We start from the raw sequence: 14,921 nt of genomic DNA, 5'->3' as shown, positions 1-14,921 counted from the left end.
GAATAAAAACATACATATGGATTATTAACATATTTAAGGGGGAATTTTATTTTGAACGAACAAACATTAAATCTGTTCAAAACCTTAACAGAGCTTCCGGGAGCACCTGGAAATGAACATTTAGTAAGAAATTTTATGAGAGAGCAGTTATCTCAATATGCAGATGAAATAGTCCAAGATAAATTAGGTAGTATTTTTGGAGTTAAAAAAGGGAATCAAAATGGTCCAACAATCATGGTTGCAGGACATATGGATGAAGTTGGTTTTATGGTAACGGCCATTACCGAAAATGGGATGCTGAGGTTTCAACCGCTCGGTGGCTGGTGGAGTCAGGTCTTATTAGCTCAGCGTGTTCAGGTGATGACAAATAATGGACCTGTTATTGGTGTCGTAGGCTCCATTCCGCCGCACCTATTAGCTGAAGCACAGCGCAACAAACCAATGGAAATGAAAAATATGTTAATTGATATTGGTGCTGACGATCGAGAGGACGCAGAAAGAATTGGAATTAGGCCAGGTCAGGCTATCCTTCCAATTTGTCCATTTACCCCTATGGCTAACGAAAAGAAAATACTTGCTAAAGCTTGGGATAATCGTTATGGCTGTGGACTAGCAATTGAACTGCTTCAAGAAGTAAAAGATGAAACCTTGCCGAATATTCTATATTCTGGGGCAACTGTTCAAGAGGAAGTAGGTCTTCGCGGTGCACAAACAGCTGCCAATATGATTAATCCAGATATCTTTTTTGCATTAGATGCGAGCCCGGCTAACGATATGTCAGGAAGTAAATCAGAATTTGGTCAATTAGGTAAGGGAGCGCTGCTTCGCATTCTTGACAGATCCATGGTGACACACCGAGGAATGAGAGAGTTCATTCTCGATACAGCAGAGACTAACAAAATCCCTTATCAATACTTTGTTTCACAAGGTGGTACCGATGCAGGTCGTGTGCATCAATCCAACGAAGGAGTTCCAAGCGGTGTAATCGGAATTTGTTCACGTTACATTCATACACATGCTTCCATGATCCATATCGATGACTATGCTGCTGCAAAAGAACTAATCGTAAAACTTGTAAAGGCTTGTGATCAAACAACTGTAGATACCATTAAGGCAAACAGTTAATTTACAATCTGAGGAGGCATAGATATGCCTTCTTTTTATTTGGAAATGGAGAGAGAAGGAATGAAAATAATTATTGGGTCAAATAATCCTGCAAAAGTGGCTGCAGTAAAAAATGCATTTCACTATCAACAAACGGAGTTTCTTTCGTTAGACATCCCTTCTGGAGTCAGTGAACAACCATTCTCAGACGAAGAGACCATTAAGGGAGCGATCAATCGGGCAGTGGGTGCATTGAAAATGGGAAATGGTGAAATTGGAATCGGTCTTGAGGGTGGAGTACAGGAAACCACACATGGTTTATTATTATGTAATTGGGGTGCACTGGCTGCGAAGGATATAAAGCCAATTATTGCTGGGGGGGCGAGATTTCTCCTGCCTGAAGAGATTGCAGACAGATTAAGAGCAGGAGAAGAACTTGGGCCAGTAATGGATGACTATGCAAAAAAGGAAAATGTCCGCAAGAACGAAGGAGCTGTAGGGATTTTTACTAAGGGATTAATTAATCGTTCAGAGATGTTTTCTCATATCATGAATCTTTTAGTGGGGCAATTTCACTATCAAAAAGCCTCAAATAAATAAAAATTGCACAAATTATAGAAAATACTTCCTATTTCGACAACAATAATCGACAAAAGACTTGTCTTTTGAATATTATGGAAGGTATGATAATGAAAGGACATATTCATTTAGGAGGCGAAGAAAGCTGAAATTCTTTAATGCCATATTGATTATAATCTTATCAGTTATCTTACTGAGTGCATGTGGAAAATCAAATTTCGAAACAGAGAGTAAAGAAACGATTGAAGCAGTAAAAGAAGCACTAAATGATAAGGCGAAAGAAACAAATAAAAAGAGTGAAGATATTAACTTTTATTTGCCCTTCGGTTATGAAATCGAAGATGAATCTCCAAATAATATCCTGTTAAAAAATGGATCAAAACAATATATTCTTTTTAATAATCCCCAAGAAAATAAAGTCAGTGATGTAGTATATAAATCTACAGTTGCGCAAAATAAAGACCTTGAGATAAATGAACAATTCAAGAAGAGTAATCAGTTTGGATATTTGATCATAAAGAATCTAGAAGAAGATATGAATGAAATGACGATTGGTATTGGCGGAACCAAGATCACTACTTTGATTAAAACAAGCAGCTTAAAAAATGAAGCAGCAGTAATGACGCAAATTGTTAAATCAGTAGAAAATGAAAAACAATAGGAGGCGTTGACGATGAAGAATTTAGCATCAATGGAGCAGTTTGAACAACTTCGTGATGAAGGGAAAACGATTTTTATGTTCTCCGCTAACTGGTGTCCGGATTGTCGAATTATTGAACCCATTCTACCAGAAATAGAAACCAAGTATAGTGAATTTACTTTTATCCATGTTGATCGCGATGAGTTTATTGAGTTATGCCAAAAATTAGATGTTTACGGAATTCCAAGTTTTATTGCTTTTGAAAAGGGAAAAGAGCTTGGTCGTTTTGTAAGCAAAGATAGGAAAACCCAAGAGGAAATAGAAGGATTTATTAACGATCTAAAATAATTTAGTTTCAGGTCCTCCATCTTTTGAGATGGAGGATTTTTAATGTACAATGGGTGGGTAGGCTGGAGGGATAAAAATGAAGATGGATAGTATTAAAATGAAAAGAGAATTAGAATCACGATTAGCTTCGGAAGATGTGCTAATCACATATGATCGAGAAAAGGATCAACTGCGAATCGAAAATAAAGTCCTGAGAAAAGGAATAACCATCTCGCTAGGTGGAATTGTCGCTAAGTGGCATACAGAGAAAGAAAAGGCAATTGATGAAGTGGTTTATTATGTGGAAGAGGGACTAAGGGCCATGACGGACACAGTCCAGTTAACAGACCATGAGAAAAAGATTTTTCCAGTTATACGGTCAACGTCCTTCCCCATTGAAGCGGAAGAAGGCGTTCCATTCTTAACAGAGGAACATACTGCTGAAACAAAAATATATTACGCTTATGATATGGGGACAACGTACCGATTAATTGATTCGCGAATCATGGAAAAAGAAGGCTGGCAAGAAAGCCGCATTAAGGAGATTGCCCTATTTAATGTCAGATCTTTAAAGACATCATTAAAAGAAGACCAAGTAGCAGGCAATACTTTTTATTTTCTTAATTCAAACGATGGATATGACGCAAGCAGGATATTAAATAAAGGCTTTTTAAATGATTTGAAGAGAAAAATAACAGGGACAATGGTCCTTGCTGTTCCGCATCAGGATGTCTTAATTATCGCTGATATTCAAAACAATACAGGGTATGATGTTTTAGCACAAATGGCAATGAGTTTCTTTGCTAGTGGACGTGTACCCATAACGGCGTTATCCTTTTTGTATGAGGATGGAGAACTAGAACCAATATTTATCTTAGGAAAGACAGGCAATAAAGACGGAAAAGGATCACGGTAAGTGGTCTTTTTTGCTTATTCTAAGATTTTATGTCGAAAAAATAATAATACCTGTTAAAATAGAGTGATAGAAATAGAGAAAGAGTGATAGTTTTGAGCTGGATCCAAAACTTTTTTCAAAGGTTTATAAAGGACAATGAAGATGAATATGCTGGATATGATGACATACATAACAAGCAGCACGTGCGGTCATTGCCTCAAAAGATAATAGAAGGGGGGCACCATTTAGATACAAAAATTTCTTATCAATATCCTAAAGGGCAGCTCCACTTCAAATTGAAGTCAGAAGTCAGAAAGGTTAGAACTGAACCTGCAACCCGACAAAAGAGGGTAGAGCCAAGTACTGAAAAAAGAAATACTGAAAGAAGAAGTTCAGAAACAAAGAAGATGGCTGAAACTAAGAAGCTGCCTGAAGCTAAGACTAGCACAACGCCAATTAAGAAAAAACCATTTCAGTTGACAGAAATTCCATCACCTATTTTTGGGTTTAGCAGACCGAATACAGTCTCTGATAAAGTAGTTGAACATGAGTTAAGCCATTTTTTTGCTGATGAATTTGATGAACAGCTTGATTCTAGTACACCTGTATTGGAGAATGAGTCATTCCCTGAGATTGAAATGGCTGTAGCTGAAACAGCTGTTGCTATATCTGCAGAGGTTGAGACTATTGAACTAGTTGAGACAATTGAAGTGGTTGAGACAATTGAAGAGGTTGAGACAATTGAAGAGGTTGAGACAATTGAAGTAGTTGAGACAATTGAAGTAGTTGAGACAATTGAAGAAGTTCCGATAATTGAAACGACGGCGGAGGAAAAGCCCCAAGAAGCTGTTGAAGTGTACACACCAAAACGATCCCCGCTTCCTTTTAATGTCATGATGCTGAAACAGGATAAGGTAAAATGGGAAGAAAGCAAAAGAAGAAGAACATTGCACCCTGAGAAAGTACAATCGGAAAAAGTAATGGAAGAAACTCCTGAAGCAGTGGAACAGTCAAATGAAATAGAAGCTGTCACAATAGAACCTATTATTCAGAAGCTGATAGAGGAACCACCATTACTAGCAGAGGCTAATATATATGAGTTTCCTAAAATGAACTTGTTAAACCCTCCTGTTATTGTAGAAGACGATACGGAATGGTTATTATACCAAGAAGAACTTTTAAACCAAACACTGCAAAATTTTAATGTCGGTGCAAGTGTTGTCAATGTTACTCAAGGACCAGCAGTCACACGATTTGAAGTCCAACCAGAGCCAGGGGTAAAGGTAAATAAAATTACTAATTTAAGCGATGATATTAAATTAAGTCTTGCTGCTAGAGATATCCGAATTGAAGCGCCGATTCCTGGTAAACATACGATTGGCATTGAGGTACCTAACCAAAAATCACGTCCTGTGTTTATTAATGAAATCATTCAAAGTCCAGTCTTTCGAGAGTCCGTCTCTCCATTGACAGCAATACTAGGACTAGATATTTCCGGCAAGCCTATTGTTACCGATCTAAAGAAAATGCCCCATGGCTTAATTGCTGGAGCAACTGGTTCTGGAAAGAGTGTTTGTATTAATACCATCTTAGTAAGTTTATTGTTTAAAGCTAGTCCAGAAGACTTAAAGCTATTATTGATTGACCCTAAAATGGTAGAGCTTGCTCCGTATAATCGAATTCCGCATTTAGTTAGTCCAGTCATAACGGATGTAAAGGCTGCAACAGCATCCTTGAAATGGGCTGTCGATGAAATGGAAAGACGTTATGAGCTTTTTGCCCATACTGGAGTTCGCGATATTAATCGATTTAATGAGCTTGCCATAAAGAATAAACAATACAGTGATAAACTCCCGTTTATTGTGATTGTCATTGATGAATTAGCTGATTTGATGATGATGTCACCTGCGGATGTAGAAGAAGCGATTTGCAGAATTGCTCAAAAAGCACGAGCATGTGGAATTCATTTAATTGTTGCGACGCAAAGACCATCAGTGGATGTCATTACTGGATTAATTAAAGCCAACATCCCAACCCGGATTGCCTTTTCTGTTTCTTCACAAGTGGATTCGCGAACGATCATTGATATTAGCGGGGCTGAGAAATTACTTGGCCGGGGTGACATGCTCTTTTTAGAAAATGGTTCATCAAAGCCTGTTCGTCTGCAAGGAACCTTTGTGTCAGATGAAGAAATTGACCTCGTTGTCGGGCATGTGAGAGAGCAGCGTGAACCTGAATACTTGTTTGAACAAGAAGAACTATTAAAAAAAGCACAAGTAACAGAAGAAGAGGATGAGCTTTTTTTCGAAGCCTGTGAATTTATTATTGAACAAGGACTTGCTTCTACCTCGAGCTTACAAAGAAGATTTAAAATCGGTTATAACCGTGCAGCCCGACTAATGGATATGCTTGAATCGAACGGTTTTATCACAAGTGCCAATGGCAGCAAACCTCGAGAAGTATTGATCACAGAATCAGACTTGGAGTCCCTGCAAGATACTGGTACAATAAATTAATCTTAAAAAAAATAACATGTGAATTCCGTATCAAATAGTTTTTCTTGATGAACAATGTTATAATACTTAAATGTGATTCCGATATTAATGTTATACGTTACCAAACTAAAGTTTTTTCGATGTCTAGCTGATGCGCCTAGGCGCTTCCGCTTTTCGTTATTAGCATTTCAAGATAGATGTCATATACTGTTTTACAGATAGACGTTGGTTGGAGGTTCTTTATATGACTATTTACCATTTTGTAGGTATAAAGGGGTCAGGAATGAGTGCATTAGCACAAGTTCTCCATGATATGAATTTCGATGTACAAGGCTCCGATGTCGAAAAGCGCTTTTTTACTCAACTGGCCCTTGAAGAATCAGGAATAAAGATTCTCCCCTTTCAAAAGGAAAACATTAAACCGGGGATGACTATTATTGCTGGTAATGCATTTCCTGATACACATGAGGAAATTCAAGAGGCCATGAAGCTCGGACTGCCAATTGTTCGTTACCACAGATTTTTAGGCGATTTTATGCAAAATTTTATTAGTGTGGCTGTTACGGGAGCACACGGTAAAACGTCGACAACTGGGTTGCTTGCCCATGTCATTAAGGGTGCAAAGCCGACTTCGTTTTTAATTGGTGACGGTACTGGCAGAGGCGAAGAAGGATCTAAATATTTTGTTTTCGAAGCGTGTGAATACAGAAGACACTTTTTGTCCTATTTTCCAGATTATGCAATCATGACAAATATTGATTTCGATCACCCTGATTATTTTGCAAATATTGATGATGTATTTTCAGCATTCCAGGAAATGGCCGTTCAAGTTAAGAAGGGGATATTTGCTTACGGGGATGATGAACAGCTTCAAAAGATTCAGGCAAAGGTGCCAGTATTGTTCTATGGTTTTGACGAGGAGAATGACTACCAAGCCAAGAATCTTGTGAAAAGTACAAGTGGAACAACCTTTGATGTATTTATTCGTAATACCTTCTATGATACTTTTAGCATTCCTACTTTCGGTGAGCATAGTGTTTTAAATGCGCTTTCTGTCATTGGGGTGTGCCACTATGAAGAAATTGATGTTGCAATTGTGAAGGAACAATTGAACACCTTTCAGGGTGTTAAAAGAAGATTCACAGAAAAACGAATTGGGTCACAAATTTTGATTGACGATTATGCCCATCACCCAACAGAAATTAAAGCTACCATTGATGCGGCCAATCAAAAATATCCAGATAGGGAAATTGTAGCTGTATTTCAGCCGCATACCTTTTCAAGAACTCAAGCTTTTCTAGAGGATTTTGCAAAAAGCTTGAGACTTGCAGATAAGACGTATTTATGTGAAATTTTTGGTTCTGCACGAGAAAACCATGGGAAACTGACGATTAATGACCTGCAAATGAAAATTGAAGGGGCAGAAATACTGTCAGAAGAAAATACTTCTCTTTTGGCGAAACATCAAAATAGTGTAATTATTTTTATGGGTGCAGGAGATATTCAAAAATTCCAGGAATCCTATGAAAATCAGCTTACCTTATAATAAAAAAGGATGCCCGTAAACATACGGACATCCTTTTTTGAATTTATTTAAGATTTTCAGGATTTAATCCTTCGAGTTCAGGTATAACGAAAAGACCGTCTTTACGGATTAACACATCATCAAAATAGATTTCTCCTCCGCCGTATTCCGGGCGCTGAATGTTAACCATGTCCCAGTGAATATTGGAATGATTGCCGTTAAAGGCTTCATCATAGCATTGACCTGGAGTAAAGTGGAAGCTGCCGGCAATTTTTTCATCAAACAATATATCCTGCATCGGATTTAAGATGTATGGGTTTACGCCGATGGCGAACTCACCAACATAACGTGCTCCTTCATCGGTATCAAATATTTTATTGATACGCTCTGTATCATTTGCGACTGCTTCAACAATTTTTCCATCCTTGAAGGTAAGCTTTACATTTTCAAAAGTAAATCCTTGGTAAGGGGATGGGGTATTATAAGTAATAACTCCATTTACTGAATCACGAACTGGTGCGGTATATACCTCACCATCAGGTATATTTGCATGGCCGGCACACTTAATAGCCGGAATATCCTTAATGGAGAAGCTAAGGTCTGTTCCAGGACCTGTGAGACGAACTTTATCTGTACGGTTCATCAATTGTGCAAGGCTGTCCATAGCTTTATCCATCTTTCCATAATCCAAATTACAAACATCAAAATAGAAGTCCTCAAATGCCTCCGTACTCATTTTTGCTAACTGAGCCATGTTTGCTGTTGGGTAGCGAAGGACAACCCATTTTGTTTTCGGAACTCGGATGTCGCGATGAACTTTCTTACCAATTGTATTTCCGTGAATCTTTACTTTTTCGTCTGGTACATCGGCTTGCTCATTGATGTTATCACCAGAACGTAGACCTATGTATGCATCCATTTTCCCCATTACATTTGCTTCAAAATCAGCAATCATATTAAATTGCTCTTCCTGTGCACCAAGGAGTAAGGCACGATCTACTTGCTGATCCTTAAGAAGTACAAATGGATATCCACCTGCAAGATAGGCTTCCTTAACAAGTGCTGTAACAAGTTCACGCTGCAGGCCGAAGTTTTCAATTAAAACCTTTTCACCCTTTTGCAGCTCTACCGAGTAGTTAATTAAATTTTTTGCTAATTTTTCAATACGTGGATCTTTCATGTTCTTAGATTCCTCCAACGAAAAAAAATGATAATACAGTATTTATTGTAACCGAATTCATACAGAAAGTGATAAAAATTCAACTTAAGAGTAAAACGTATTGTAATCTCATGCAGGAAAATGAGACAATTATCTTGAAGTAGTATTAGATACCTATTTACGTTTAACACCGCGTTAGATAGGTAATACATAATGGTATAAATGCGGAGGTAAAGACGAATGGAAATTATTTTATATTTAAGCGTCGCTTTGATAGCGATTGCCTTTTTAGTGCTTGTCATTTACGTAGCAAAAACACTAACCTCTCTCCAAGTAACCCTATCAAGTGTTTCAAAAACGCTAATTGGATTAGAAAAACAGTTGGATGGTGTCACACAAGAAACAACAGAACTCTTACAAAAAACAAATGCTCTTGCTGATGATATTCAGGAAAAGTCAAAGAGTTTAAACAGTGTTGTTACGGCAGTTAAAGATGTGGGGTCGACAGTAAATAAATTCAATGGAACTTTAAAAAATTTAACAGATTCATTTGATATACAGGTAGAAGAAAATAAAGAAAAAGTCTCCCAAATTGTCCAATGGAGTAACGTTTTTCTTGAACTAAAAGATAAATGGAATACTAAGAAAAAAGAAAAAGAAGAAAGCAGTGCCAAGGAGATTAAAAGAGTTAGGTCAAGATAGTAATTATTAATATAAGGGAGGAATCTATTATGGGTAAAGATTACGAAAGCCGAGAACTAAACCAAAACAAAAGTGAAGACTCATCAAGCAGTTTTTTGCTAGGAGCACTGATAGGCGGAATAGTAGGTGCAGCAGCTGCCATCTTCTTAGTCCCAAAATCCGGCAAGGACCTTCGTAACACTATTAACAATCAAGCAGAAACACTAAAGGAAAAAACGATCCACCTCGTGAAAAAAACAAAGCCGTCACCAGACGCAGAAGAAGAACACTACATTTCAATTGGCGGGGTTCAAAAATCAAATCCAGAACCTAACATGGACGAACTGGCAATTAGAAATAAATTAGAAGAAGCAAAAAAAGCGTTTGAAGAGGAAGAATATAAAGTAACACATTAAGAATTTCGGATAACTAATCGGATTATTTGTATCAAAAACGGTGAAGTGATAGAATGACTTCACCGTTTATATTTTGGAGGATTGAATATGCTAAAAAAAATCGATACATTGGAACAATTTGAGGATTTATTGAAGCAAGAAGAAAAATTTTTATTTATGAAACATAGTTTAACATGTCCAATAAGTCATGCGGCTTATCAGGAATATGAAAAGTACTCAGAGTCAAATCAAAGCGTACCAGCCTATTATTTAGCTGTACAAGACTCACGACCTTTATCTAATGAAATAGCAGAGAAATTCGAAATTAAACATGAATCCCCACAAGCTCTGCTAATTAAAAATGGTTCGGCGGTATGGAATGCATCGCACTGGAAAATCACAAATCGTTCTTTAACAAGTGCAATTAGTGAAAATTTATAGGCAACAAATAAAAATTCCAGCATAGAATGACTTATTATATAACAATTTACTTTAGCGCTTAAAAGCGTTTAATCGTTAAAGAAAAAGGCGTGACAAAGTAAACCTTTTCAGCTATAATAAAGCCTAATTATTGAATTATTAAAAAATTTATTAATAAGGGCGCTAGCTGACAGTTTTCAAATCTGATCTCCTGCGATTAATCTGTCATGCTATGAAAGGACGGGGACATAACATGAGCAAAAGTAATTTGGAACTATTAAGGACACGTGTTGATGATCTTAACTTAGAATTATTGAAACTAATTAATGAAAGAGCTCAACTCGTCCAAGAGATTGGGAAAGCTAAAGAAACTCAAGGGGTATACAAATACGACCCTGTTCGTGAAAGAAAAATGCTTGATGTGATTAAAGAAAATAATGATGGTCCATTTGACGACGCAACCATTGATCATTTATTTAAGGAAATTTTTAAGGCTGGCTTAGATTTGCAAAAAGACGACCATCAAAAAGCTCTTCTTGTTTCTAGGAAAAAGAAGCCTGAAAATACAATTGTAAATATAAAAGGTGAAACAATCGGTGATGGAAAGCAACATTTTGTTTTTGGTCCATGTGCAGTCGAGTCTTATGAACAAGTTGCAACTGTAGCAAAAGCAATGAAAGAAAAAGGTTTAAAGCTGCTTCGAGGCGGTGCCTATAAGCCAAGAACATCTCCGTATGACTTCCAAGGTCTAGGAGTTGAAGGATTAAAAATCTTAAAACGTGTGGCAGATGAGTATGATATGGCTGTCATTAGTGAGATTGTAAACCCTGCTGATATTGAGATGGCTATTGATTATATTGATGTTATCCAAATTGGTGCCCGCAATATGCAAAACTTTGAATTATTAAAAGCTGCAGGTTCAGTAAATAAGCCTGTTCTATTAAAACGAGGTATTGCCGCTACCATCGAAGAATTTATTAATGCTGCGGAATATATTATGGCCCAAGGAAATGGCCAAATTATTCTTTGTGAGCGTGGAATTAGAACGTACGAACGAGCAACAAGAAATACCCTTGATATTTCCGCTGTACCGATTCTAAAGCAAGAAACCCACTTACCAGTAATGGTAGATGTAACCCACTCAACTGGTCGAAGAGATTTACTTCTTCCTTGTGCAAAAGCAGCAATTGCGATTGGTGCAGATGGCGTTATGGCTGAAGTTCATCCAGATCCAGCAGTGGCACTATCAGATGCTCAACAACAAATGAACCTTGATCAGTTTAATACTTTCTATAGTGAACTTCTTGCATCCAACTTCGTTAGAGTTTAAATGATTTAGGAAAGAGAGACCTTCTGTCTAACAGAAGGTTTCTTTTTATTAGGCTGTGTTAAAGGAAACTGTTGATTTTAGAACTATGTTGATTTGTGCGGAAGGCGCGAGACTCCTGCAGGAGGACGGGACAGGGGAGACCCCGCAGGCGCTTTAGCGGCGAGGAGGCTTCCCGAACCGCCTGCGGAAAGCGAAGCGCCTGGAGCACAAATCAACAGCCTGATTTAACACAGCCTTTTATTAAAAAATGAAAATATAGTGAAAATGAGAACAAATATCATTGCGACTTGCTTGTTCTTATCGTATGATTAAATACATATAAAAGTTTGTATATTTTCTCACAATGACTAAATTGATGAAAAATGTTGTAAAATAAAGAAAATACCTAGCGTGTTTAAGGAGAGTGTTAACGTGAATATAACAATTTATGATGTTGCCCGGGAAGCAAATGTTTCGATGGCAACCGTTTCACGTGTAGTCAATGGAAATCCAAATGTAAAGCCTGTTACTCGAAAAAAAGTATTAGAAGTCATTGATAGACTTGGCTACCGTCCTAATGCTGTTGCGAGGGGATTGGCTAGTAAAAAGACTACGACTGTTGGGGTAGTCATCCCCGATATTTCAAATATCTTTTTTGCAGAACTAGCACGGGGCATCGAAGATATCGCAACCATGTATAAGTACAATATTATTTTAAGCAATTCCGATCAAAACTTAGAGAAAGAATTACACTTATTAAATACTATGCTAGGGAAACAAGTGGATGGGATAGTATTCATGAGTGGGAATATTACAAAAGAACATGTGGAGGAATTTGGAAAGTCTCCAGTTCCGATTGTTTTAGCTGGATCGATTGAGGAATCTGAACAGATTCCTTCTGTTAACATCGATTACGAACAAGCTGTTTATGACTCCGTGAATGAATTTATTGACAAAGGTCATAAGCATATTGCATTTGTAGTAGGACCATTACAGGAACCGAGAAATATCCACAAAAAACTAAAAGGATATCAGCGGGCACTTGCAAATGCGGGAATAGATTATGATGAGTCACTTGTTGTAGAAGGTGATTACACCTATGACTCTGGATTAGAAGCATTCGAAAAATTATTAGAAGCTCCTAATAGACCAACTGCAATTCTAGTTGGCTCAGATGAAATGGCACTTGGTGTCGTTCATGGTGCCGATGATAAAGGATATAAACTTCCTGAAGACTTCGAAGTAATCACATCAGATAATACAAGGCTTTCATTAATGGTTCGCCCGCAGCTGACCACAATCGTCCAGCCTTTATACGATATCGGAGCTGTGGCAATGCGGTTACTCACAAAATTAATGAACAAAGAAGAGGTAGAGGAACAAACTGTTGTTCTTCCACATCGCATCGAACACCGTCAATCAACAAAATAATAAGAAAAGCGGAAGCGCCTTGTACAGGGGCGACAGGCATAAGGCGAGCCGGCATGAAGGTTGTTTTTTAACCTTCTTGACGGATTGGCTTATGACCCCGAGCCCCTAGGCGCTGGAGCTAGACAAAATAAAAGATAAGGGGAAGCACAATTGTGCTTCCCCTTATTTCTTAGTCTTCCATTGTGGACAGGTCACCTGTTGGTAAATTTAGCTCCCATGCCTTTAAGACACGTCTCATAATCTTACCACTTCTTGTTTTCGGAAGCTTGTCTCGGAAATCAATTTCTCTAGGAGCAGCGTGCGCCGCGAGCCCCTTTTTAACAAAAAGCCTGATTTCTTCCTTAAGCTCATCTGAAGCTACATAGCCGTCTCTTAGTGCAATAAAAGCCTTGATAATTTCCCCGCGGACAGGGTCTGGCTTTCCGATTACGCCAGCCTCTGCAATCGCTGGATGCTCAACTAGTTTGCTTTCCACTTCAAATGGGCCGACGCGTTCACCAGAGGTCATGATCACATCATCCACGCGTCCTTGGAACCAGAAATATCCATCCTCATCCATATAGGCGGAATCTCCAGAAAAATACCAGCCGCTTGGCATAAAATAGGATTCATATTTTGCAGGGTTATTCCAAATGGTGTACATCATCGAAGGCCAGCCCTTTTTAATTGCAAGATTCCCCATGCGGTATGGAGGAAGTTCATTGCCTTGGTCGTCAACAATCGCTGCTTCGACACCTGGAATAGGTTTACCCATTGAACCTGGTTTAATCTCCATACATGGGTAGTTACTAATAAGCTGTGCACCTGTTTCCGTCATCCACCAGTTATCGTGGATTCTTTTGTTAAAGACCTTCACACCCCATTTTACTACCTCAGGGTTTAACGGCTCTCCAACACTTAGTACATGTCGCAGACTGCTTAAATTGTATTTCTTAACAATTTCATCACCAGCACCCATTAACATCCGGAACGCAGTCGGAGCACTATACCAAACGCTAACACCGAAGTCCTCAATCATTTTGTACCAAGTATCAGGGCTGAAACGACCTCCAATAATAACGTTAGAAGTTCCGGTTAACCATGGTCCGAAAATACCGTATGATGTCCCTGTAACCCAGCCTGGGTCTGCTGTACACCAATAAACATCATCTTCTTTCAAATCCAGTACCCATTTGGCTGTTTGATAATGTTGGATCATTGCATTATGTACATGCAGTACTCCTTTAGGCTTGCCTGTTGAACCAGAAGTATAGTGAAGAATGAGACCATCCGTACGGTCCATCCATTCAATTCTTAAATTGTTACTAGCTGATTCGAACTTTTTCAAAAAGTCTATAAAGGGGCCTTGTTCGTCTACATTTTGGCCGATAAGGAAAATATGTTTTAATGCTGGCAGCTCATCTACTGGTACACGTTCTAAGAGTTCAGGTGTAGTGACTAATACCTTTGCTTCACTATCTTGCAAACGATCCCTAACGGCACCCTCCATGAAGGCTTCAAATAATGGACCGACAATCGCCCCAAGCTTAATGGCTCCCAAGACAGTAAAATATAATTCAGGTGAACGAGGCATAAAAATAAATACGCGGTCTCCTTTTTCTACATCTCCGTATGCTTTTAAGACATTACCAGCTTTGTTTGAAAACTCTTTCATTTCTTTGAAGGTGTACTTTTCATTTCTGGTATTATCACGATAATAAAGGGCTACCTTATTTTTTCGAAAAGTTTCTGCATGGCGGTCAATAGCTTCGTAAGCCATGTTAACAAGTCCTGTTTCGTGCCAGGAGAATTCCTTCTCAGTCTCCTCCCAACTGAAGTTCTTATACTTCTCAGCATAATTTGCTAAATTATGCTCCCCTTGCATCACTGGCAGCTTTTCCACTTTCATTCCATTTCCCCCTTATGCTAGTATGAGATAATTATAGTACAAAAAGTAATTATTCTCAATTTTAAAAATAGTT

Annotated in this window: 14 protein-coding genes; 12 read left to right on the top strand and 2 right to left on the bottom strand. The window is 38.2% G+C overall.

The features are described from left to right. Positions 1-51: 51 nt before the first annotated feature. The 7 genes from QNH48_RS24190 to murC all read left to right on the top strand — a co-directional run bounded on the left by QNH48_RS24190 (position 52) and on the right by murC (position 7,586). Positions 52-1,125, top strand: coding sequence for a M42 family metallopeptidase (locus QNH48_RS24190; protein ID WP_283952326.1), 1,074 nt, complete (start codon positions 52-54; stop codon positions 1,123-1,125). A gap of 60 nt (positions 1,126-1,185) precedes the next feature. Next, positions 1,186-1,704 carry a DUF84 family protein gene (locus QNH48_RS24185; protein ID WP_283955875.1) on the top strand — a complete coding sequence of 173 codons (519 nt, stop codon included), beginning with the start codon at positions 1,186-1,188 and terminating at the stop codon, positions 1,702-1,704. Positions 1,705-1,849: 145 nt separating this feature from the next. After that, the gene (locus tag QNH48_RS24180) at positions 1,850-2,344 is read left to right on the top strand and encodes a hypothetical protein (RefSeq protein WP_283952325.1); all 495 of its coding nucleotides are present in this window, start codon (positions 1,850-1,852) and stop codon (positions 2,342-2,344) included. A gap of 12 nt (positions 2,345-2,356) precedes the next feature. After that, on the top strand, positions 2,357-2,671 hold the full coding sequence (locus QNH48_RS24175; protein ID WP_095250850.1) for a thioredoxin family protein: 315 nt from the start codon (positions 2,357-2,359) through the stop codon (positions 2,669-2,671). A gap of 82 nt (positions 2,672-2,753) precedes the next feature. Beyond that, positions 2,754-3,566 carry a DUF1444 domain-containing protein gene (locus QNH48_RS24170; RefSeq protein ID WP_283955874.1) on the top strand — a complete coding sequence of 271 codons (813 nt, stop codon included), beginning with the start codon at positions 2,754-2,756 and terminating at the stop codon, positions 3,564-3,566. 386 nt (positions 3,567-3,952) lie between these two features. Then, positions 3,953-6,061: a DNA translocase FtsK gene (locus QNH48_RS24165; protein WP_481858512.1), complete on the top strand. Its 2,109-nt coding sequence runs from the start codon at positions 3,953-3,955 to the stop codon at positions 6,059-6,061. 223 nt (positions 6,062-6,284) lie between these two features. Beyond that, complete coding sequence (gene murC, locus QNH48_RS24160; RefSeq protein ID WP_283952323.1) at positions 6,285-7,586, top strand: UDP-N-acetylmuramate--L-alanine ligase; 1,302 nt, start codon at positions 6,285-6,287, stop codon at positions 7,584-7,586. A 43-nt stretch (positions 7,587-7,629) separates the two neighbouring features. Here murC and QNH48_RS24155 read toward each other — a convergent pair whose 3' ends face one another. Beyond that, positions 7,630-8,745: an aminopeptidase gene (locus QNH48_RS24155; RefSeq protein ID WP_283952322.1), complete on the bottom strand. Its 1,116-nt coding sequence runs from the start codon at positions 8,743-8,745 to the stop codon at positions 7,630-7,632. Positions 8,746-8,964: 219 nt separating this feature from the next. On the opposite strand from QNH48_RS24155, the gene QNH48_RS24150 reads away from it, so the two are divergent. From QNH48_RS24150 to ccpA, 5 genes are all read left to right on the top strand, one after another. Continuing rightward, a complete protein-coding gene (locus QNH48_RS24150) occupies positions 8,965-9,426 on the top strand; it encodes a DUF948 domain-containing protein (RefSeq protein ID WP_283952321.1) in 462 nt (153 codons plus the stop codon). 29 nt (positions 9,427-9,455) lie between these two features. Then, positions 9,456-9,821: a YtxH domain-containing protein gene (locus tag QNH48_RS24145; protein ID WP_283952320.1), complete on the top strand. Its 366-nt coding sequence runs from the start codon at positions 9,456-9,458 to the stop codon at positions 9,819-9,821. An 87-nt stretch (positions 9,822-9,908) separates the two neighbouring features. Continuing rightward, entirely contained in the window at positions 9,909-10,241 is a 333-nt protein-coding gene (ytxJ, locus tag QNH48_RS24140) for a bacillithiol system redox-active protein YtxJ (RefSeq protein ID WP_283952319.1), read from the top strand. A gap of 232 nt (positions 10,242-10,473) precedes the next feature. Then, a complete protein-coding gene (locus QNH48_RS24135) occupies positions 10,474-11,550 on the top strand; it encodes a bifunctional 3-deoxy-7-phosphoheptulonate synthase/chorismate mutase (RefSeq protein ID WP_283952318.1) in 1,077 nt (358 codons plus the stop codon). 411 nt (positions 11,551-11,961) lie between these two features. After that, a complete protein-coding gene (gene ccpA, locus QNH48_RS24130) occupies positions 11,962-12,960 on the top strand; it encodes a catabolite control protein A (RefSeq protein ID WP_283952317.1) in 999 nt (332 codons plus the stop codon). 169 nt (positions 12,961-13,129) lie between these two features. On the opposite strand, the gene acsA is transcribed toward ccpA, so the two are convergent. Next, positions 13,130-14,848: an acetate--CoA ligase gene (acsA, locus tag QNH48_RS24125; RefSeq protein ID WP_283952316.1), complete on the bottom strand. Its 1,719-nt coding sequence runs from the start codon at positions 14,846-14,848 to the stop codon at positions 13,130-13,132. Between the last annotated feature and the right edge of the window lie 73 nt (positions 14,849-14,921).

It is taken from the genome of Neobacillus sp. YX16 (assembly GCF_030123505.1).
Taxonomy (GTDB): Bacteria; Bacillota; Bacilli; order Bacillales; family Cytobacillaceae; genus Neobacillus.
This window is presented reverse-complemented; position numbering and strand designations above follow the sequence as displayed.